Annotated in this window: 1 pseudogene; it reads right to left on the bottom strand. The window is 22.7% G+C overall.

The features are described from left to right. A pseudogene (locus tag AYC60_RS09235) lies at window positions 1–362 on the bottom strand (Imm49 family immunity protein); the annotation flags it as partial.

Genomic DNA, 362 nt, shown 5'->3' with positions numbered 1-362 from the left:
TACTTATATTTATCATAAGAAGATTTTGACGGATTATTTAAATATATATCTGCTCTTCTTATGACATCTTCCCAACTTCCTTTTAATGCTAGTAGTATAGTTTTTGATAAAAAAAAGTCTGATTCTGATTTAATATATTCATCTTTTTTTCTTTCATATCCTACTAAATCAATATTTTTTATATAAAAATTTAATAGTTCTCTATTATTAGACATAATACTTTCACAAAATTCTATAAATCCACTACTACCAATTATACATCTTGAACCACTACCCATTATACATAATTTCCCATATATATACATGTCTTGTTTAAATTTTTCAAGTTCTTTTTCAAAAAGTAAATTTTTTGAAGCTCTAAA

The sequence above is a fragment of the Streptobacillus felis genome, assembly GCF_001559775.1.
GTDB lineage: Bacteria > Fusobacteriota > Fusobacteriia > Fusobacteriales > Leptotrichiaceae > Streptobacillus > Streptobacillus felis.
Note: the sequence above shows the minus strand (reverse complement) of the source record. Positions and strands in the feature narration are given on the sequence as shown.